The sequence below is a fragment of the Pseudoleptotrichia sp. genome (assembly GCF_057270515.1).
Window position 1 is genome coordinate 1 of record NZ_DBHIXS010000013.1, and the last position, 21565, is coordinate 21565.

Here is a 21565-nt window from a genome sequence, read left to right on the forward strand (position 1 = left end):
GTTTCAAAAAATCTTCAAAATCAAACTGATTTTTTCTAAATTTTTCTTCCATTTTTTTAGCTTCATTTTCATCGATAGCTTCCTGAGCTTTTTCCACAAGGGAAACTACATCTCCCATTCCGAGTATTCTCGAAGCAAGTCTGTCAGGATGAAACGGTGCTATATCATCAAGTTTTTCTCCTTCACTTATAAATTTAATGGGCTTTCCTGCCACTTCCTTTACGGAAAGGGCAGCCCCTCCTCGAGTATCTCCGTCGAGTTTTGTCAGAACAACACCCGTTATATCCAACTGTTCATTAAAAGTTTTTGCAACATTTACTGCGTCCTGACCTGTCATACCGTCTACAACGAGGAGTATCTCATGAGGACTGAAAGTTGTTTTTATATTTTGAAGCTCTTCCATAAGCTGTTCATCAATATGCAGACGTCCCGCAGTATCTATTATTACATAAGTTGCGTGAGCCGATTTTGCTTCTTCTATCCCTTTTTCACAGATTTCTATTACATCAGTGCTTTCATCAATAGTAAAAGAAGGAACTTTTATCTGTTCTGCCAAAACTTTCAGCTGCTTTTTTGCCGCAGGTCTGTATACGTCAGCTCCGATAAGAAAAGGACTTTCCCCTTTGGATTTCAGATATTTTGACAGTTTCCCTGCAAAAGTTGTCTTTCCAGCCCCCTGTAACCCTGAAAGCATTATTACAGTCGGAGCTTTGGCAGCTTTAGCTATGAGTACATTTGTTCCCCCCAGAACTTCCACAAGCTCATCATTTACTATTTTGATAAATTGCTGGGTAGGATTGACTCCTTTTATTACGTTTTCTCCAAGAGCCTTATCCCTTATTTTTGCAACAAAATTCTTTGCAACCGTATAATTTACATCCGCTTCCAGTAATGCCAGTCTGACTTCTCTCAAAGCTTCTTTCATATTTGCTTCGGTCAATTTCCCCTGACCGCTTACTTTTTTAAATATATCCTTAAATCTGTCTCCTAAGTTATTAAACATTAAAGCACCTCATTATAATCAAAATCTTCTATTATTTTTTCTAAATTTTCTCTTGTAAAATCATCTCTTAAATTTTCCAGTTTTCTTTTCAGTTTTTTTTCTTTTTCAAACATTCCCAATTTTTCCTCATATTCATCCAACTGTTTAAATCCTCTTTTTATATTGTCAAAAACTGCTTGTCTCGTGATTTCATATTTTTCAGCAATCTCACTCAATGACTCATTTTCCTCAAGATAGAGTTCCAAATATTTTTTTTGTCTCTCGGAAAACAGTTCACTGTAATATAAGAAAAGGATAGAATATTTCAAAAAATTATCCAATTTGTCCATAATTTCCTCTATTCATATAGATTTAGGCTTTATCCATTTACTGTCTTTTCCCATAGTGTAGTTTTTTATAAATTCTTCCTTGAATTCCTTAAATCTTTTTTCTAAAATAGCGTTTCTCGCGTCTTCCATTAATTTCAAAAGAAAATATAAATTATGATAAGTGGTAAGTCTCTGTCCCAAAATTTCTTCCGCTTTAAACAAATGTCTTATATAGCCCCTCGTATAATTTTTACATACATAACAGTCGCATTCATCTAAAGGTCTTTCATCTTTTGAATATACAGCATTTTTTATTACAAGTCTGCCATATTTTGTAAATACCGTTCCATGCCGACCTATCCTTGTAGGCTGGACACAGTCCATCATATCTATCCCATGTTCTACAGCTTCCAGCATATCCAAAGGTTCTCCTACACCCATTAAATATCTCGGCTTATTTTCAGAAACTTTAGGAGTAATGTATTTCAATATTCTGTACATATCTTCCCTCGGCTCTCCCACTGCCAGTCCTCCTATAGCATAACCTGCAAAATCATCGTCCATTTTGTACAGCTCTTCCAAACTTTTATCTCTCAAATCCTCGTATATTCCTCCCTGAACTATGGCGAATAATCCTTGTCTGTCTTTATTTTTATTGGCTTCTATACATCTTTTTGCCCATCTCGAAGTTCTTTCTACAGAAGGTATCATATATTCCCTCGACGACATCCCGTGAGGACACTCATCAAGTACCATCATTATATCACTCCCGAGATTATTTTGTATGGATATCGACTTTTCAGGAGAAAGGAAATGTTTTGAGCCGTCTATATGAGACCTGAAATGGACTCCCTCTTCTTTTATCTTTCTCAAATCTCCCAGACTGAACACCTGAAATCCTCCACTATCAGTCAATATAGGTCTGTCCCAGTTCATAAATTTATGCAGTCCGCCAAAATCATCAATCAGCTCATCTCCCGGTCTTAGATAGAGATGATAAGTATTTCCAAGAATTATTTGCGCATTTATTTTTTCAAGCTCTTCTTTTGTCATTGTTTTTACTGTAGCCTGTGTACCTACCGGCATAAAAACAGGTGTCTTTATTACCCCGTGAGGAGTTTCTATTATTCCTGCCCTCGCATTTCCGTCAGTAGCTTCCATTGTGTATCTCACGGGATTTTCAAATTTACTCATAATTTCCTTTTTCCTCCGAATTTCTTTTTCAAATTTCTTTTCCGGATTTATTTTTTATCCGATTTTATTAATTTCATAATTTTTTGAACTGCTTATTTATTTCCTCATTATGTCAACTATATCTTTCATGGACATAAGGTTATTGGCAAGCCTTTCAAAATCTTCCCTTTTTCTAATCATAATTCCGAAATGAAGCAGCACATATCTGTTCATATTTTCTTTTACGTGATTTGTATTGACATTTATCAGTTCCATTTTATATTCGTTCAGTATTCTTATGATGTCGAGCAGCATTCCGTTTCTCTCTATCGCTTTTACAGTAAAATTGAACTGATATTTGGTCATCGAATTTGTAGCCTCTTCATCCCAGAAAACTTCGATTTCCCTATCAGGTTCATGCTCCATTAACGAATGAAAATTATCGCAGTCGGCTCTGTGTATGGCAATCCCTCTACCTCTCGTAACATATCCTCTTATTTCATCTCCCGGCAAAGGATTACAGCATTTGGCAAAACGGTACATAGTATTTTCCGTACCTGATATTCTCACTCCGCCATAGCTTTTTTCCTTACGTCTGTTCCCTTTTTCAGTTTCCTCCTCAAGAACCTGTTCCAGATTTTTTTCTTCCTTTGTTTCAAATTTATTTAAAAATCCGTCAAGGGACAAATCTCCCACTGCAAATTTATAAAACAGCAGCTCCATTGTAGCTATATTAAATTTTTTCATATACAGGAACACTCTCTCGTCTTCTTCAAGGTCTTTCAATTTTATCCCGAGTTTATCAAATTCCCTTTCAAGAAGCTGTTCCCCCTCTTTAGTCTTTTCTTCAAATTCCTTATCCTTAAACCACTTTCTTATTTTTATTTTTGAACCGTGGTTATTTACCATATTAATCCAGTCTTTTCCAGGGCCTTTTGTATTTTTCGAAGTCAGAACTTCGACTTTATCTCCATTTTCAAGTACTTGGTCTAACTGGACTATTCTGTCATTGACTTTTGCTCCTATAGTTCTGTAGCCTATCTGAGTATGCACCTGAAAAGCAAAATCAAGGGCAGTCGAGCCGTTTGCCAACTCCATTACATCTCCCTTGGGAGTAAATACAAATATCGTCTGGTTCAGTACATTTCCTGTGATTGTCTGAGCAAATTTTTCAGGGTTTTCCGAATTTGTCTCGATTATTTTTTTCACCGCCGCATAATATTGTTCATTTTTTACTTTAGATTTCTTTTCTTTGTATTTCCAGTGGGCAGCAACCCCGTCTTCGGCTATTCTATGCATTTCAAAAGTTCTTATCTGTATTTCCACATTCTGGTCATTAGGCCCTTTTACAGTAGTATGTATCGACTGATAACCGTTTGACTTGGGAACAGCTATATAATCCTTAAATCTTCCCGAAACAGGCTCGAAAAGATTATGAATTATTCCAAGGACATTATAGCACTCTTCTTCTTTATCCACTATTATTCTCATCGCGATAAGGTCATTCAAATCGGCAAATTTCTTTTCCTTTTCGTACATTTTTCTGTAAATACTGTATAAATGCTTCGGTCTACCTGTTACTTCAGATTTTACATTGTGTTTTTTCAGTTCTTCCTTTATTTTTTTAATAATATTCGCCGTGTATCTTTCCCGTTCTTCCCTTTTTGAATTTACTAAATCACTTATTTCCTTATAGTCTTTAGGATACAAAAATCTAAAACTTATATCTTCCAGCTCCCATTTTATCCTTGCCATACCTATCCTGTGGGCAATAGGAGCATATATTTCAAGAGTTTCCTTAGACTTTATCTGCTGTTTTTCAGGAGTCATATATTTCAGAGTACGCATATTATGAAGCCTGTCCGCTAATTTTATAATTACGACCCTTATATCTTCGGACATTGCCACAACCATTTTTCTGATATTCTCTATTTTTTTACTGTCAGTTCTCGGCAAATTTCGGAGTTTTGTAACTCCGTCAACTAATTTGCTCACATCTTTTCCGAAAGAATACTCTATATCAGGGAGCGTAATCAGTGTATCCTCGACTACATCATGGAGAATTCCTGCAACTACGGTATCCGTATCCATTTTCATATCGACGAGTATTTCAGCCACTTCCACAGGATGTAAAATATAGTCCTCTCCGCTTCTTCTTTTCTGCCCTACGTGAGATTCCGCAGCTAATGTATAAGCCTCCGTTATTTTGTTTATATCGACTTCCAGATTATTTTCCTTTATTCTGTCAATCAGTTTCTGTAATAATTTTTTTTCTTCCATATCTTTTCTCCGTTTCCTAAAGACAAATCAGTTAAAGTCATCAGCATTTATTAAATAAAAAGACTGACTCAAAAAAGCGGAAAAGCATTTTCACTTTCCTTTCCTAAACCTTGCAATATAGGCATAGGAAATATGAAGACTATGATAAAGTCATCATTTGAGACAGTCCCTGTCGTAATTTAGTATTGTAATTGAGAATAGACATTATGACCGGATAAAACATCTCTCCCTTTCAAACCTTCAAGTTCAATCATAAAAGCCAGTTCATATATGCTCGCTCCCAGCATTTCCACTAATTTTACCATAGCGGCAGCAGTTCCCCCTGTCGCAAGCAAATCATCGACAATCAAAACTCTGTCTCCTTTTTTAAAAGAATCTTTATGAATTTCTATACTGTTTTTCCCGTACTCAAGCTCGTATTCGACTTTTACAGTTTCAGCAGGAAGTTTTCCTACCTTTCTTGCAGGAACAAAGCCCGCTCCAATGTTATAAGCGATAGCAGCACCGAAAATAAACCCTCTCGCATCTGCTCCTAAAACATAGTCGATTCCTTTGTCTTTATATCTTTCAGTAAAATCTTTTATAACAATATGAAGTCCCTTTTTATCTTTTAATGCAGTTGTAATATCTCTAAATATAATACCTTTTTCAGGAAAATCAGGAATAGTTCTTACTAATCCTTCCACTTCTTTTTTTTCTTCAGCTGTCATTTTTTCCTCCTATTTATCCCATAACAGACCTAAATACGGGACTATTTTTTCTTTATTTAATAATTGTATTATCTGTTCTTTTATATTTGGATACAATTTTATATTTTTTATTTCCTCTTTTTTAAAAAATCTCAAATCAGTGAGCATTTCTTCATTTCCCAGTTTTAAACTTATTTCTGAAAAATTTTTTCTCTTAATCTTAAAATATAAATTTATTACATGTTTTTTTTTATCGGGAGCTATTGTTTCTGAAAGAAAAAGAAAACTCTCGACTTCTATATCCAGATTTGTTTCTTCCTTGTACTCCCTGATAAGAGATTCGGCTGTACTTTCTCCCCAGTCTACTCCTCCTCCGGGTACAAGCCAATATTTTTTATCATTTTTCGTATGTTCTATCAAAAGTATTTCATCATTTTCTATTAAAATCCCTGCAACTCTCACTCGCGGCCTAATCGTCTCCATTATCTGTTTCCCTTTCATTATTTTTTTCGGTAATTACTACCCTTATTTTCTCTATTCTTTTATTATCAACTTCCATTACCTTCAAAATAAATCCGTTTCCTTTTACCTGATCTCCTACTTCGGCAACTTTTCCCAGCTCATCCTGAACATAACCCGAAACTGTATCGTATTCTTCGGAAATAGGAATATCTGTCTCAAGCTCCTCATTCAACTCTTCTATTACCGTATCACCCTTTATGTCATAAATGGTTTCCTTTATCTGCTGAATGTTCTCTTCCTCCTGATCAAATTCATCCCTGATTTCTCCTACAATTTCTTCAAGTAAATCTTCGATAGTTACTATCCCCAAAGTACCTCCGTATTCATCAATTATTATTGCCATGTGAGACTGTTTTCTTTTAAATTCTTCGAGTAACTCTACCAATGTTTTTGTTGTCGGTACAAAATAAGTTTCTTTCATAAGCTCTTTAATCTTCAAATCGGAATTTTTCACTTTATCATATTTTATCAAATCTTTCATATAGACTATCCCGACTATTTTATCTATGGTTTCATTATATACAGGTATTCTTGAAAATCCCTGCTCAACCACCTCATCCCAAACTTCTCCCAATGTCTTTTCCATATCAAGAGCAAAAACCATTGTTCTCGGTGTAAGTATTTCCTTGACCGTAGTATCTGAAAATTCGAAAATACTGTGTATCATCTCTTCTTCGCCCTCTTCGATTACTCCTACTTCGGTACCCTCTTTTACAAAAGTCTTTATATCTTCCTCAGTAATTTCAAACATCTGTTCTTTCGCTTTTATTCCGAATAGTTTAATTATTATCTTCGATATTTCAAGAAAAAACAGAATTATCGGTCTTAAGACAATCCTTACTGTATTTAACGGTACTATAAATGTTCTGGACATTTTAGATACATTATTTTTTGCAAATACTCTCGGTGTAATTTCAGTAATCAAAAGCATTATAATTACTATAACAACATATACTGAAAACATATAAAAAGATTTACTTATATGACTGAAAAAAAGATTATAATGACTTTCTGCCAACATTACCGATATATACACGAGAAATACGTATATAGCCGTCTTTCCTAATAAAAGAGTTGCCAAAAGTTCATTGGGATTTTTCAGCCATAGTCTTAATAATTTCGCCTCTTTTGAGTCTTTTTCCCTAATTTCTCCTCCTATATGTATTCTTTTAAGAGACGTCAATGCAGCCTCTGCTGCCGAGAAAAAAGCAGATAAAAACAATAATATAATCAATAATATAATTTTTATCCAAATCCTCTGTTCTTCCAAAATATATTACACCTTCCTTTTATTCTATTATAACTAAAGCCTGACCTTTTTTTATCGCATCTCCGTCTTTTACCAATATTTTTTTCACTTTTCCTGAAACTGAAGATTTTACTTCATTCATAAGTTTCATCGCTTCCACGATACACAATGTCTGTCCTTCGGTTACTCTGTCTCCCTCTTTGATAAAAGGTGCCGACGTAGGCGACGGAGCTATATAAAATGTTCCTACCATTGGTGATTCGATTTTTGTTCCACTTATTTCTTCAGTAGCTGCGACTGCTTCCGTAACTGCCGGAGCTGCCTCTGCGATTTCTTCCTGAGATGTCGAGTTGTTTATCCCTGCCTGCATATTCACAGGAGCTCCACCGTAAAATACTGCTCTTTTTTCTTTTTCCTTTTTTCTTATCTGTACTTCAAAGTTGTTTTCTTCGTACTGAACCGCATTCAACTTATTTTCATTCATGCTTTTAGCCAGTTCTTTTATAAATTTTATTTTTTCTTTCATGAAGTTACTCCCTCCGATTTTTATGTTTCCTTATTTTTTTATATTATTTAAATTTCGTGTTACTCAATGTTATTTAAATTTTTTCGTTTTTTTGGATTATTCTTTTAGTTCTTTATTATATAATTAAAAATATTCCATTGCCATTTGAAAATACTATTGAAAAAACTATTTCTTTTTCCTGAATTATTTTTCCACTTTATTGACATAAGATTTAAAAGTATTCTTTATCAGGCTCGCTATTGTCATAGGCCCTACTCCTCCGGGTACAGGAGTTATATAACCCGCTTTTTCGGATACTTCTTCATAATCCACATCGCCACAGAGCTTTCCGTTTACTCTGTTTATCCCTACATCAATTACAACTGCTCCTTCTTTTATATCATCTCCCTTTATAAAATTTGGAACTCCGACAGCAGCTATAACAATATCGGCATTTCTGATTTTTTCCTTTATATTTTTAGTCTTTGTATTACACACCTGTACCGTAGCACTTTTTTCTATGAAAAGAATGGCAGCGGGTTTGCCTACTATATTGCTTCTTCCTATGATTACAGTATCTTTCCCCGCAGGGTCTATACCATATTCATCCAAGAGCTGCATTATCCCGTAAGGAGTGCACGGCAAAAATCCTGTTTTATCTCCTATTATCATTTTCCCAAGATTTACGGAATGAAATCCGTCCACATCTTTTTCAGGAGAAATAGCATTTATTATTTTAAGCTCGTCTATCTGTGCAGGTAACGGCAACTGCACCAGTATACCGTCTATTTTATCATCTTTATTCAATTTTTCAATTTCTTCTATTAAATCTTTTTCGGTTACGTTTTCATCAAGTTTTATTGTCCGTGAATAAATTCCGGCTGTTTCACATGCCTTTATTTTGTTTTTCACATAGATTTCCGACGCAGGATTATCTCCCGCCATAATTACAGCAAGACCTGCTGCTCTTCCATACTTATCTTTCAGCAATTTATGTTCTTTTTCTATATATGCCAGAGTTTTCTGGGCGATCCCTTTCCCGTCTATTTTTATCAAATTATTCCTCCTTATTGTTACTGTTTAGCCTCCAGAAATTCAGCTCCTGAAGTTTAGCAGAAATATCCATATCCACAACTACAATATTTTTCGGTAATTCCAGTTTATATGTAGTCATATTCAGTATAGCTTTTATTCCGTCTTTTATAAGTTTTTCGGCAGCGACCTGTGCCTGTTCCTTTACAACTGCCAATATAGCTGTTTCAACTGTGTCCGTAGAATTTTTTATAAACTCCCCTACAGTGTCCACATCTCTTATTTCCATTTTCAAATCAGAAATTTTTACCCCGATTTTTTCTCTATCTTTATCAAATACCCCGACTATTTTAAAGCCTTTTCCTAATACTTTGCTGTTCGATGTTATCATTTCTCCCATTTTTCCGTGTCCTACTATGATAACATCATTTACTTTGTTTATTCCTAAAATTTCTTCGATGATTTCAATTAATTTTTCAATATCGTATCCTTTTCCCCTGACACCAAATTCCCCAAATGTCGACAAGTCTTTTCTGACTTGTGCCGATGTGGTGTCCATTATTTTTGAAAGCTCTATCGAATTTATGCCTTCTTCGTATTTTCTTACTTCCTTTAAAATTGATAAATAATCTGTGAGTCGCTGGACTACTCTATCTGATATATCGCTTTTCTTCAACTTCATCTGTTTCCTCCTAAATAGTTAAATTTATTCTGACGATTATATTACTTATCATTGAGTCTTTTCATATCAGTTTATATTATATCAGTCCTTTTATAGCAGTTGTTACATTAATTTATCCCCTAAAAGCAGTTTTCTCCCATTTATAATATCCGTCCCTTTTTGGATTTTTTTACCTTCAAATTTTACCTCTGTAAGTATTATCCCACCATTTCCGACTTTTACCACAGGACCTTTTTTATTTATGATTTCGACAATTTCTCCGAATTCTCCGTCATATATTTTTTCAATTTTTTCTCCTTTGTATATTTTAATGTTTTCATTCTTCCCGTTAAAAGTATATGCTGTCGGAAAAGGATTTAATCCCCTTATTTTATTATATATATTTTCTTTACTGTCTGTCCAGTTAATTTTTGCTTCTTCTTTGGAAATAGGTTTTACAAAAGTAGCTTTTGTATCATCCTGTTTCTCGGCTTTTACATTTCCTTTTTCAATCATCCCGAGAACTTTCCCAAGTCCGACGGCTCCAAGTTCTTTCAGTCTGTCATGTAATGTTCCTAAAGTGTCATCTTCGGTTATTTCACAATATTCCTTTAATATGACGTCTCCCGCATCAAGTTCTTCTTCTATATACATTATGCTTACACCTGTTTCAGTATCTCCGTTCAATATTGCCGAATGAATAGGAGAAGCTCCCCTGTATTTAGGCAAAAGTGAAGAATGCACGTTTATAATCCCATATCGGGGAATATCTATTATTTCTTTCGGTATAATTTTACCATATGCCACGACTACTATCAAATCAGGATTTATTTCTTTTATTTTTTCTATAATTTCAGTATCTTTGAGCCTTTTAGGCTGCACTATTTCTATATTTTTATCAATTCCGAACTGTTTTACAGGAGAATATATTATTTTATTTCCTCTTGCATTGGGTTTGTCCTCTTTAGTAAAAATCAATTTTAAATCAGTATTTTCATATACAGTTTCCAAGCTCGGAATTGCAAATTCAGGCGTTCCCATAAATATTGTTTTCACTATATCCTCCTTATTCATTTTTATATTTTTACTCTTCCCTGTATTTTTTTCCTTTGATAAATTCTTTTTTCATCAAATCCAGCTTTTTTGCAATCAGTCTTTTATTCAAAACTGATATTCTGTCTATAAACAGAACTCCGTCAAGATGATCTAACTCATGCTGAAATGCTCTTGCCCACATTTCACTAAGTTTTTCAGTTTTTTCTTTACCGTTTTCATCTAAATATCTCACTTTTATTGCAGCGGGTCTGTTTACTTTTTTATAAATTCCGGGTATACTTAGACATCCTTCTTCATATTCGATGATTTCCTCACTTGTTTCAAGTATTTCAGGATTAATTATTTTTTTTACTTCGTTTTCGACTTCGAGTACAAAAAATCTTTTGGGTATATCTACCTGATTGGCAGCAAGCCCTACTCCATTGGCTTTTCTCATAATGTCTACCATTTCATCCAGAGTTTTTCTCAATTCGTCGTCCACAGTATCTACTTCCGTGGATTTTGTTCTAAGGGTAGGATGTTCATATAAAACTATTTTCATTATTAAATTTCTCCTATATTAATTCTATCATATATATTTGCACTTAATTTACAGCTTAATTTTTATATATACACGAATATTTACTTTAAATGATATTACTAGCAACTATGTTTTGACATATACTTTCTGATTATTTTTATACTGCTGCATATATAAATATTTATTTCGCTATATATTTTACCATATATATTTTTTAATTCAAATTTTTAGTGCTTATTATCCAATATTTTTCGGAATTCCGTTAATAAATCTTATCTCTACTTAATATTTTATAATACAGATATAGGATCCACATCTACGCTTACTCTTATATTTTTTTCATTATAACTGCCCATTACCGTTTTTATTATATTTTTTATTTTAGTAATATTATTTCTGTTAAACTTTATGAATATTTGGTATCTGTATCTTTTGTTTATCCTATATATCGGTGCCTTAAAAGGTTCCGAAACAAATTCATTTTTTACAAATTTTACTTTTGTATTAATCAGGCTCATCATCTTATTATAAAATATTTTCACTTTTTCTTCCAGTCCTGTTTCTTCATCCGATGACAGTATTATTATTATCAGTCTTCCGTAAGGAGGGTAATTGAGGAGTTTTCTTATTTCCATCTCTTTTTTGAAATAACCTTCATAGTCATTTTCTACAGTTTTTTTGATAACTTCATTTTCTCCGTTAAATGTCTGTATTATGACTTTCCCCTCTTTTTCCGCTCTCCCCGCCCTACCTGCCGACTGGACTAACAGCTGAAATGTCTTTTCTCCTGCCCTGAAATCAGGAAAATTCAGTATTATATCCGAATTTACTATTCCTACAAGAGTTACATTCGGAAAATGAAAGCCTTTAGCGATAATCTGTGTTCCAAGCATTATATTGTATTTCTGATTTTTGAAGTCATTGTAAATATTTTCGTAATCTTTTTTTGTTTTTACACTTTCAGAATCTATTCTGACTATTTTTCCGTCATAAAATATTTCTTTCAGTTCTTCCTCTATTTTTTCCGTTCCGCTTCCTATCTGAATAAACTTATCACTTCCGCAGTTTCCACATTTTTTTTCAAATCTTTCTTCATATCCGCAGTAATTACATTTCAGTTTGTTTTCATATTTATAATAACTGAGAGATATGCTGCAATTCGGACAGACAGGTATGTGTCCGCATTCCTTACATTTTACCAAGTTGGAAAAAGCTTTTCTGTTTAAAATAAGGAGTACCTGTTCTTTTTTTTCAAGAGTTTTTGATATCTCTTTCAGCAGTTCTGACGAAAAATTTTCAGAAAAATTATTTTCCGTGTCATTCAGATCTATCACTTCATATTCAGGAATTTTTGCATCATTAAATCTTTCTTTCAGTTCAATAAGCTCCAAATCTCCCTTTTTTGCCTGATAATAAGACTCAAAAGACGGTGTGGCGGAACCTAATATCACTTTTACATTTTTCTCTATCAATGCTCTTTTTATAGCCACATTTTTCACATGATATCTTGGATTAGTATCCTGTTTATATGTATTTTCATGCTCTTCATCGATTATTATATATTTGAGATTTTCCACAGGAGCAAATATCGCTGACCTTGCTCCTATTACAATCTTTTTTTCTCCATTTCTTATAAATTCCCATTCCTGCCTTTTCTCACTGTCGGAAAGTTTACTGTGGAGAATGGCAACAGTATCCGAGAACTGTCTTTCCAGCCTTTCTATCATCTGAGTAGTAAGAGATATTTCCGGCACGAGAAATATACTTCCGTATCCTTCTTTTACAGCTTCTTTTATAAGATTTATATATATTTCAGTCTTTCCCGAACCTGTAATCCCTTTCAGTAGATAAAACTGCTTTTCTCCTGTTTTTATCCTGTTTACGGCATTCTGTTGCTCATCATTCAAAACAACATCATCTTTTAAAATTTCACTTTTCAAATCTGATTTCTGTTTTGTTTTCGACTTTGTTATTATTTTTTTTTCAATTATGATTGATTTTCTTTTTATTGCTTTATTTATGAGTTCTTCCGAAAAATTTTTCTGCAAAGTCTGAAGAGTTACCTCTTTTTTTTTCATCATATATTCGTTAAATTTTTTAATACTATCCGACTTGCTGTTTTCTTCGTTTTTTTCAGAAAGCTGTACTTTTTCGGATTTTTCGGTTATTTCCAGATCTTTTATATAAATAGCCTTTTTTGAGTAGTTCAATTTCAATACTCCGGGATAGGCGGTTTTTATTACATTATTATAATCACTCAGATAATAATCTTTTACCCATTTTACGAGTTCCATTATGGATAAAGGAATGGACAGAACAGGAGCCGTACCTGAAATAAATTTTATCTTTTCAATATCTATCGTCAATTCTTCTTCACCGATTTCAGATACAACCAGTCCCATTTTATTCCTATTTACAAAATTTACGAGGCACCATTCCCCTATTTCATACTTATCCCGTGATTTGTATGTATATATATTTTTACTGTTTTCAACATATATCTGATAATAATACATTAATCCCTATTTTCCTTTTTACTTATTTAAAAACAATGCTGTTTTTATATATTATCTTATCTTTATTCCAAAATTATCTTTATTTCAGTATCTTTATTAATCCTTGTACCGGGTAAAGGCCACTGTTCCTTGACCTGACCGCTACCGACAAATTTGTATTTAGAATATTTTCTCTGAGGATAAACTGCCAATAGTTCTCTCAAACTGATACCTTTCAAATCGGGCATTAATTCATTTTCAAATTCTTCGGCAATTCTCTTTAAATCCTTTTTCTGATAAGGATTTATAACAGACTGCTGTTTTTTCTCCGTTATGACACCCTGAGGATTTATACCTTTGTATTTAATCAGCTTTTCAAATACCGACTTTACCGGAGGTAATGCGACCGCAGCTCCGTAATATGCTCCATGAGGCTCATTTATAGTTATCAGTATCGCATATTTAGGATTTTCTACAGGAAAAAATGCAAAAAATGAACTGAAATATTTTCCTTTTTCATAACCTTTATAACCTGATTTTTGGGCTGTTCCTGTTTTTCCTCCAATATTATACCCCAATATCTGGGCTCCCTGTCCTGTTCCTTTAGTAACAACTGCCTCCATATAATGTCTGTTCAATTTTGAAACTTCTTCACTGAATACTTTTTCCAACACTATAGGGGCATTTTGGTGAATTACATTTCCGTCATTATCTTCTATGTGGTCGACTAAATAAGGTTTTACAAGCTTACCGTGATTTATGACGGTATTTAATGCCATAAGCATTTGTAATTGTGTCATAGCAATTCCCTGTCCGAAAGCAATATTAGATTTTTTGACTTCGGTCATATCTTTCAGAGGCAGAAGTTTTTGAGATGTTTCAGAATAAGTATCTATTCCTGTTTTTTTACCCAATCCCACTTTTTCAAGGTATGAATAAAAGTCTCTCGTTTTCATCATCTGGGCTATTTTTACCATTCCCACATTTCCTGATTTTGCAATAAGATTTTCCAAAGTTAGGCTCCCCGTAGTAGAGCCGTCATGGTCATTTACAACCCTGTCAGCTACTTTTATATGCCCCGTAGATGCTACAACGGTATTTCGGTTGATTACCCCCAGTTGCAGTCCTGTAGCAACAGTAATCGGTTTAAATATGGAACCCGGTTCAAATAAATCCGTAATCGGTCTATTTTTCACTTCAGCATTATTTTTAGCCTTAGGATAAGAGGACATCGCCAGAATTTTTCCTGTTTCCACTTCCATAAGTATACCCATAGCCGAAACTGCACCGTACTGCTCAAAAGTTTTTCTCAGCTCATCATCAAGAGTATACTGAAGGACACTGTCCAAGGTCAGAAACAAATCATTTCCGTTTTTTGCCAGAACAATCTCCTTAGTTTCTTTCAGTGAATAAACGGTGGTAAACTTTCGGGGTATCCTGAATCCTTCAATAACTCCGTCGACTCCCGTCAGCTGGTCATTATATGTTTTTTCTATACCGTATACACCTTTGTTATCCACGTCCAGATAACCTATCAGCTCCTGAAAGGCACTGTTTTTTATATAATTTCTTGTATAATTTGTTTCAAAAAATACTCCCGATTTTAGACTTTTATCTTTTGACAGCTCATCCTGAATATTTTTCTTTTCATTATATCCTAAAATATACTCAAGTTTCAGATATTTTTTATTCTGTCTGCTTTTTTCAAGAATATCTCTTTTTACTTTTGAAACATCAAAAGATGATATGTTACTTTTCAATAATTCCATTAGTTTATCTATATTTTCAGGGTCTATAAGTGTAGGGTCCATTACTATATCGTAAGTTTCCCCGTCATAAGCCAATACTTCTCCGTCATTTGTTATTATCTTTCCTCTTTTGGACTTTACGGTAAACTCACTTTTATACTGCATTTCTCCCGCTTTTTGCCATTCATCCCCTTTTATAATCTGGATATAAAAGAGATTGGCAATAATCCACAGAAATCCTAAAAATATAATTATTACTATAAACATCAGTCTAAATCTGAAGCTATTCCACACTTTCATATTTTACATTGCTCCTATAATATATTAATAGCTTAGCCTTATATTTATACGTCTAAAAATGAACTGTAAAAATTTAACTTAATTTTTTCAGAATTAATTCATTTATCATTTGCGGATTGGCTTTCCCTCGGGAAAGTTTCATAGCCTGTCCTACAAGATATTTGAGGGCATTGCTTTTACCTGCTTTATAATCTTCCACAGACTGCTGATTTTCTTCCAGTACCTGTTCGACTATTTTTTCGATTTCACTGTTATCGGTTATCTGAATTAATCCTTTTTCTTTCACTATAATTTCAGGGTCTTTATTTTCAACCTGCAATATTTCAAAAACTTCTTTAGCTATTTTAGAGCTTATGATATTTGATTTGATTAATTTTATAAGCTTTGCAATATTTTCAGAAGAAACGGAAAATTGCTCTATTCCGATATTTTTTTCTTTTAATACTCTCAAAATTTCTGTCAACATCCAGTTTGCGGATAATTTAGGCTCATCCGACTTTTTCACTATTTCCTCATAGTATTCAGCAAGTTCAGGCTCTGTTGCCAGAGTTATTGCTTCTTTTTCATTCAGTTTATACTCTTCAATAAATCTTTTAGTTTTTTTATCCGCAAATTCGGGCATTTCTTTTTTTACTTTTTCAAGTCTGTCATTGGAAATAATAATTTTAGGCAAATCAGGCTCAGGAAAATATCTGTAGTCCATTGCCTCTTCCTTACTTCTCATCGGTCTTGTAACACCCTGTTCCTCATCCCAGAGCCTTGTTTCCTGTATAACTCTTCCACCATTTTCTATGACTTCTATCTGCCTGTTTGTTTCGTATTCTATAGCTCTGACCACAGCTTTGAATGAATTCAGATTTTTAGTTTCCGTTCTTGTTCCCAAAACCGAATCCCCTTTTTTCCTTACAGATACGTTGGCATCACATCTAAGTGAACCCAGCTCCATACTTACATCACTTATTTTTGTATATTTCAGACGCTCTTTCAGTGTATTCAAATAGGCATAAGCTTCTTCGGCATTTTTAATTTCAGGTTTTGAAATTATCTCAATTAGAGGTACTGACGCCCTGTTATAATTTAATAGGCTTTCAGAGGCTGTATGTATACTTTTCGCAGTGTCTTCCTCTATTTGAATTCTTTCTATTCCTATCTTGGTTTCTTTCCCGCTGTTTGTTCTGATATGCAGTGTTCCGTTTTCCGCATAAGGTTTGAAATACTGTGTTATCTGATAATTTTTGGGCGAATCGGGATAAAAATAGTTTTTTCTGTCAAATTGGCTTTCTTCATTGATTTCACAGTTTAAAGCCAATGCAGCTTTTATTGCATAATTTAAAACTTCTTCATTTAATTTCGGCAATGCTCCCGGCTGACCTGTGCATATGGGACAAGTAGAAACATTAGGCACTTCATTATCATAATCGGCATTACATGAACACCATACTTTTGTTTTTGTTTTTAATTGGCAGTGTACTTCCAGTCCGATGACTGTCTCATATTCCATGCTCATTTTTTTACTTTTTCCTTCCTAATTAAATATTTATTTTATTTGAATTTTTAACTTTTGAATATATTTTCTCTATGATATTTTAAATATTTTTTTCTTCTTTCGTCTAAATTTAACTTTTCTAATCTCATTCCATTATAAATTCCAAGTCGTTTTTGATTCATTGGAGAAAGCCAAGGAGAGACTATTAATGTCTTATTATCTTCAAAAGAAATAAAACCTCTATCAAATAATTTATCATACGTTGGAGTAAACATAAATCCATTTTTAGAATCTATTTTTTCTTTATCATCAGATTTTGCCCAAGGTTTTATGTGTGAAGCAATTAATAATCTCTCGTCATTTACCATTGTAAATGGGCAATATGGACATTCTTCTAGTAATTTATTTCTATATTCTCCTTGACCAATTCTTGCTTTTATTAATTTTTCTTTCTCTTTAACACTAATTCCAAATGAATGATTAATTATATCTTCCTGTCTACTTTCCTCCAAAGTTTTATAACCAACAATATCAGGTCTATAGTCTATAAAAATTTTAAAATAATACCAAATCCCATCATTTCCTGATAAATTTTGCAGTTTTAAAATAGATAGATAAGAAATATTAGGTAATGCAACTTCTCTCATAAAGTCATAATATTTTGAATTAGAATTCATATAAACTCTTGGTGGATTTACACCAACTCTACTTAATTGAAACGTTAAAAATTCACCCTTCATATTTATACATTCCTGTTTTAAAATTTTTAATTTATTAGACATTTCATCTTTTTTTACATATTCTTGCTGAGGATTTAAGTATTCCTCTTCTGCATCTTTTAAAAAATTCCAAAAATCCTTTTTTAAAAAAAAGCAATTTAAATTACTCATATTTTCAAAAAAATTATATGTTCTATCATTTTCATTTCCTACATATAATTTTGCTTCTCCGTGTCCTGTTCCTATTTTATTTTTTACAAAAGAATCTGCAAGAGTAATATATTCTAATGTATCTATTATTTCAAAATTAATATTTAATATATTTACAAAATTTCCCATTTTATTCTCCTTTAAAATCATATGAATTTATTATTTTTTTCATTATTGCAATTAAAATATCAACCACTATTGAGTTACCTGCCTGCTGGTACATTGATGTATCTGATACTACAATTTTAAAACTATCACAAAATCCCATTAATCTTAAACATTCTCTAGGAGTTAATTTTCTTAATCTTCCTTCTGTTGTAACGTAATTATCTACTCCAGCCCTATGCATTTTATGCATTGTTTTTAAAAGAGGTCTTGCTATTTCTAAATCTGTTTTAGGTTTAGAGCAAAAGCCCTTTGTTCCTGTTGCCATTACATATTTCACAATTTTTTCTGATAAAAAGTATTTTTCTAAATCTTGCATTGTTTCTTCTTTTACTTTGCTATCTTCTACAAACTTAAAATCTCCATGCCAGTTAAATTGTTGATTTTTCTTCTGACATAATTGAATATCTCCGTCAACTTGTGTAAATCTTTTTGTCAAGTTTTTTTCTGATAAAACAAAATTGACTCCTTTTTCACGTAAATAATATTTTCCCGAAACATTCTCAATTAAAAAATCTTGCATTGTTTTTTCTAACTTAACAGGGCTTGGAAATGTAAATTTTTTTCTTAACTTCAAATCTTTTCTAAATCCTACTACAAAAACTCTTTCTCTATTTTGTGGTATTCCATAATCTTTTGAATTTAAAATCTTATAATTCCAATCATAACCTAAATCTGAAAAAACTTGTTTCATTATTTCCCAAGTTCTTCCTTCATCGTTTCCTAAAACTGCTCTCACATTTTCATAAATAAATACTTTTGGTTTTATTTCTTCAACAAGTCTTGCAAATTCATAAAATAAAGTACCTCTAGTATCCTGTAATCCCCTTTGTTTCCCAACCAAGCTAAAACTTTGACAAGGAGAACCACCAACAAATAAATCAACTTTACCTCTGTACTGCTTTCCGTCTAAAAAAGAAACATTCCAATGGAAATCTTCTTCTTTAATATTATAATTAGCAAAATAACTTTGTCTAACCTTATTCCTAGTAATTTCTTTTTTATAAAGATTATCAATATAATTTTTTTTCTCTTCATAAGAAAGATTTTTTATTTGATTTTGAACATACAATGTTTTCATTTTTTCATAAAACATTGATAGTTTGTCATTATATTCTTTTAGTATTTTTTTTGATTTTTTATCATTTAAATTTTCTTCCATTAACTGTTCTATTTCAGTTTTTAATGTTGTATATTCTTCGAAAATTTCTTTATTTATTTTTTCTTTTTCCAACAATTTAATTTCTTTTTTTAATTCTTCTACTGTTTTAGCTTTAATTTTTTTTGATAAAATATCAACATCTCCATTATCACAGGCAAATACTATTTCGTGTTCTATGTCCATCCGTTTTAATGCATGCTCAATTGCTCCAATACCACTAAAAACCGTAGCAATTGTTAACTTTTTATTTAATTTTATATTTTTAATTTCTTCTTCTGTACTGTCTCTAAAATTTAATTTATACATTAATTTCCCCTAATTTTCCTCTTTACAGTTTTGGATATTCTATCTTCCCTCTTACTTCTTCATACTTATGAGAAACATTAAACAATAAATCTTCCCTGAAATAATTTCCAATCAGCTGTATCCCTACAGGCAATCCATTTACAAACCCGGCAGGTACCGAAATGGCAGGCACTCCTGCCATATTTATGGAAACCGTATAAATATCTGCTAAATACATCTGCACGGGGTCTGCGTTCTTTTCTCCTTTTTTGAAAGCCGTCGTAGGTGAAACAGGTGTCAGTATGATGTCGACTTCACTTAATACTTTTTCAAAATCTTCTTTTATCAGTCTTCTTACCTGAGAAGCTTTTTTATAATATGCATCGTAAAATCCTGAACTTAACACATAGTTACCTATCATTATTCTTCTCTTTACTTCTGTTCCGAAGCCTTCACTTCTTGACTTTACATACATTTCTTCTATATTTTCGTCATTTTTTCTTATACCGTATCTCACTCCGTCATATCTTGACAGATTCGAAGCAGCTTCTGCCGATGAGATTATATAATATGTAGATATTGCGTATTTTGTATACAGTAATGATACTTCTCTTATTTCTGCTCCAAGTTTTTTCAGCTGTTCCACAGCATTATTTACAACTTCTTTTATATCTTTATCCAGTTCTTCCGTGAAATATTCTTTAGGAAGTCCTATTTTCAATCCTTTTATATCCTTATTTATATTTTTCAGATAATCAGGCACCTCAACTTCTGCCGTAGTAGGATCTTTTTCATCATATCCTGATATTATCTGCATAATTCTTGCCAAATCTTCCGTAGATTTTGCCAACGCTCCTATCTGGTCAAGGGATGATCCGAAAGCCATAAGTCCGTATCTCGATACTCTTCCGTAAGTCGGTTTTATCCCCACAGTTCCTGTCAAGCTCGCAGGCTGTCTTATACTTCCTCCCGTATCAGTCCCCAAAGCTATCGGTACCATTTGTGCCGCTACTGCTGCTGCCGAACCTCCGCTGCTGCCTCCCGGCACCCTATCCAATGCCCATGGATTTGAAGCAGGTTTTATTGATGAATTTTCATTGGATGATCCCATTGCAAATTCATCCATATTGGCTTTTCCGATAATTACAGCTCCCGCTTTTTTAAGCCTTTCCACTACAGTTGCGTCATATATTCCCTCGTAGTTTTTCAAGATTTGTGATGAAGCAGTTGTCAAATCTCCTTTGGAAAGGATATTATCTTTTAACGCCACAGGCACTCCGAATAGTAAAGTATTATCATAATTTTTTCTTTTATTTTCGTCATTGTCGTTATCAAATATTTTAGCTGTTTCCAATGCCTTTTCTTTTAAAACACTTGAAAATGCCCCTATTTTATTTTCGAGTAAATCAATTCTTTTTAGAAATTCCTGTGTAACTTCTTCAGAAGTTATTTCCTTATTTTTAATCATTTCAGCTATTTCACTCGCTGTTTTTTTATATAACTCCATTTTTTTACCTTCCCTTTAAAAATAATTAGTTTATTAGTCATAATCCGAAACTTTTTAATTTATAATACAAAATTATAAAATTCCCGAATATATACATGTATACATAGTTATACTGTTTTTTTAATTATCAGCATTGCCTCCGCCTATTATTTTCGGAACGATAATGAAATCTTCATCCTTATCAGGGGCATTTTTCAATAGTTCTTTCTTAATATTGCTATTATAAACTTCGTCTTTTCTCAATTTATCCTTTAAATCTAGAACATTGAATAAAGGCTCTACATTTGATGTATCGACATCATTCAGCATTTCCATATGTTCCAGTATTTTATTTAAATCTATTCTAAATTCTTCAATTTCACTTTCCTGAAACTCTAATTTTGATAATTTCGCTATTTTCAAAACATCTTCTTTGCTTAACATTCCGTTTTTCCACCTTTATAAATTTATTTTCGATTGTATTTTATATTTTGTTTTCCGTTTATTTATT

Annotated in this window: 19 protein-coding genes; all 19 read right to left on the reverse strand. The window is 32.7% G+C overall.

Annotated elements, in window-relative coordinates:
* Positions 1 to 1003 (reverse strand): signal recognition particle protein (ffh, locus tag ACO5J6_RS08535; RefSeq protein WP_485643421.1); only part of this gene is annotated, 1003 nt, incomplete at its 3' end.
* Complete coding sequence (gene ylxM, locus ACO5J6_RS08540) at positions 1003 to 1332, reverse strand: YlxM family DNA-binding protein (RefSeq protein WP_485643422.1); 330 nt, start codon at positions 1330 to 1332, stop codon at positions 1003 to 1005. The genes ffh and ylxM, both read right to left, overlap by 1 nt.
* 12 nt (positions 1333 to 1344) lie before the next feature.
* A complete protein-coding gene (tgt, locus tag ACO5J6_RS08545) occupies positions 1345 to 2505 on the reverse strand; it encodes a tRNA guanosine(34) transglycosylase Tgt (RefSeq protein ID WP_485643423.1) in 1161 nt (386 codons plus the stop codon).
* Positions 2506 to 2601: 96 nt separating this feature from the next.
* Positions 2602 to 4764: a RelA/SpoT family protein gene (locus ACO5J6_RS08550; RefSeq protein WP_485643424.1), complete on the reverse strand. Its 2163-nt coding sequence runs from the start codon at positions 4762 to 4764 to the stop codon at positions 2602 to 2604.
* A gap of 179 nt (positions 4765 to 4943) precedes the next feature.
* On the reverse strand, positions 4944 to 5474 hold the full coding sequence (locus tag ACO5J6_RS08555) for an adenine phosphoribosyltransferase (RefSeq protein WP_485643425.1): 531 nt from the start codon (positions 5472 to 5474) through the stop codon (positions 4944 to 4946).
* 9 nt (positions 5475 to 5483) lie between these two features.
* Positions 5484 to 5936, reverse strand: a complete 453-nt coding sequence (locus ACO5J6_RS08560) for an NUDIX domain-containing protein (RefSeq protein ID WP_485643426.1) — start codon at positions 5934 to 5936, stop codon at positions 5484 to 5486.
* Positions 5923 to 7245, reverse strand: coding sequence for a hemolysin family protein (locus ACO5J6_RS08565; protein ID WP_485643428.1), 1323 nt, complete (start codon positions 7243 to 7245; stop codon positions 5923 to 5925). The genes ACO5J6_RS08560 and ACO5J6_RS08565 overlap by 14 nt, the downstream gene beginning before the upstream one ends.
* Positions 7246 to 7264: 19 nt before the next feature.
* Complete coding sequence (gene accB, locus ACO5J6_RS08570) at positions 7265 to 7750, reverse strand: acetyl-CoA carboxylase biotin carboxyl carrier protein (protein ID WP_485643429.1); 486 nt, start codon at positions 7748 to 7750, stop codon at positions 7265 to 7267.
* A gap of 183 nt (positions 7751 to 7933) precedes the next feature.
* Positions 7934 to 8785 (reverse strand): bifunctional methylenetetrahydrofolate dehydrogenase/methenyltetrahydrofolate cyclohydrolase FolD, encoded by an 852-nt coding sequence (folD, locus tag ACO5J6_RS08575; protein ID WP_485643430.1) that lies wholly within the window; start codon positions 8783 to 8785, stop codon positions 7934 to 7936.
* Position 8786: 1 nt separating this feature from the next.
* On the reverse strand, positions 8787 to 9443 hold the full coding sequence (locus tag ACO5J6_RS08580) for a redox-sensing transcriptional repressor Rex (protein ID WP_485643431.1): 657 nt from the start codon (positions 9441 to 9443) through the stop codon (positions 8787 to 8789).
* Between the two features lie 102 nt (positions 9444 to 9545).
* Positions 9546 to 10478, reverse strand: coding sequence for a methionyl-tRNA formyltransferase (gene fmt, locus ACO5J6_RS08585; RefSeq protein WP_485643432.1), 933 nt, complete (start codon positions 10476 to 10478; stop codon positions 9546 to 9548).
* A gap of 28 nt (positions 10479 to 10506) precedes the next feature.
* Positions 10507 to 11019 (reverse strand): peptide deformylase, encoded by a 513-nt coding sequence (gene def, locus ACO5J6_RS08590; protein ID WP_485643433.1) that lies wholly within the window; start codon positions 11017 to 11019, stop codon positions 10507 to 10509.
* Between the two features lie 269 nt (positions 11020 to 11288).
* Entirely contained in the window at positions 11289 to 13514 is a 2226-nt protein-coding gene (priA, locus tag ACO5J6_RS08595) for a replication restart helicase PriA (protein ID WP_485643434.1), read from the reverse strand.
* 62 nt (positions 13515 to 13576) lie between these two features.
* On the reverse strand, positions 13577 to 15541 hold the full coding sequence (locus ACO5J6_RS08600) for a penicillin-binding transpeptidase domain-containing protein (RefSeq protein ID WP_485643435.1): 1965 nt from the start codon (positions 15539 to 15541) through the stop codon (positions 13577 to 13579).
* A gap of 73 nt (positions 15542 to 15614) precedes the next feature.
* Positions 15615 to 17048: an Asp-tRNA(Asn)/Glu-tRNA(Gln) amidotransferase subunit GatB gene (gene gatB / locus ACO5J6_RS08605; RefSeq protein WP_485643436.1), complete on the reverse strand. Its 1434-nt coding sequence runs from the start codon at positions 17046 to 17048 to the stop codon at positions 15615 to 15617.
* 47 nt (positions 17049 to 17095) lie between these two features.
* Positions 17096 to 18085, reverse strand: coding sequence for an HNH endonuclease (locus ACO5J6_RS08610; protein WP_485643437.1), 990 nt, complete (start codon positions 18083 to 18085; stop codon positions 17096 to 17098).
* 1 nt (position 18086) lies between these two features.
* On the reverse strand, positions 18087 to 19589 hold the full coding sequence (locus tag ACO5J6_RS08615; RefSeq protein ID WP_485643438.1) for a DNA cytosine methyltransferase: 1503 nt from the start codon (positions 19587 to 19589) through the stop codon (positions 18087 to 18089).
* Positions 19590 to 19611: 22 nt separating this feature from the next.
* Positions 19612 to 21075, reverse strand: a complete 1464-nt coding sequence (gene gatA, locus ACO5J6_RS08620) for an Asp-tRNA(Asn)/Glu-tRNA(Gln) amidotransferase subunit GatA (RefSeq protein WP_485643439.1) — start codon at positions 21073 to 21075, stop codon at positions 19612 to 19614.
* Positions 21076 to 21195: 120 nt separating this feature from the next.
* On the reverse strand, positions 21196 to 21498 hold the full coding sequence (gene gatC, locus ACO5J6_RS08625) for an Asp-tRNA(Asn)/Glu-tRNA(Gln) amidotransferase subunit GatC (RefSeq protein ID WP_485643440.1): 303 nt from the start codon (positions 21496 to 21498) through the stop codon (positions 21196 to 21198).
* Between the last annotated feature and the right edge of the window lie 67 nt (positions 21499 to 21565).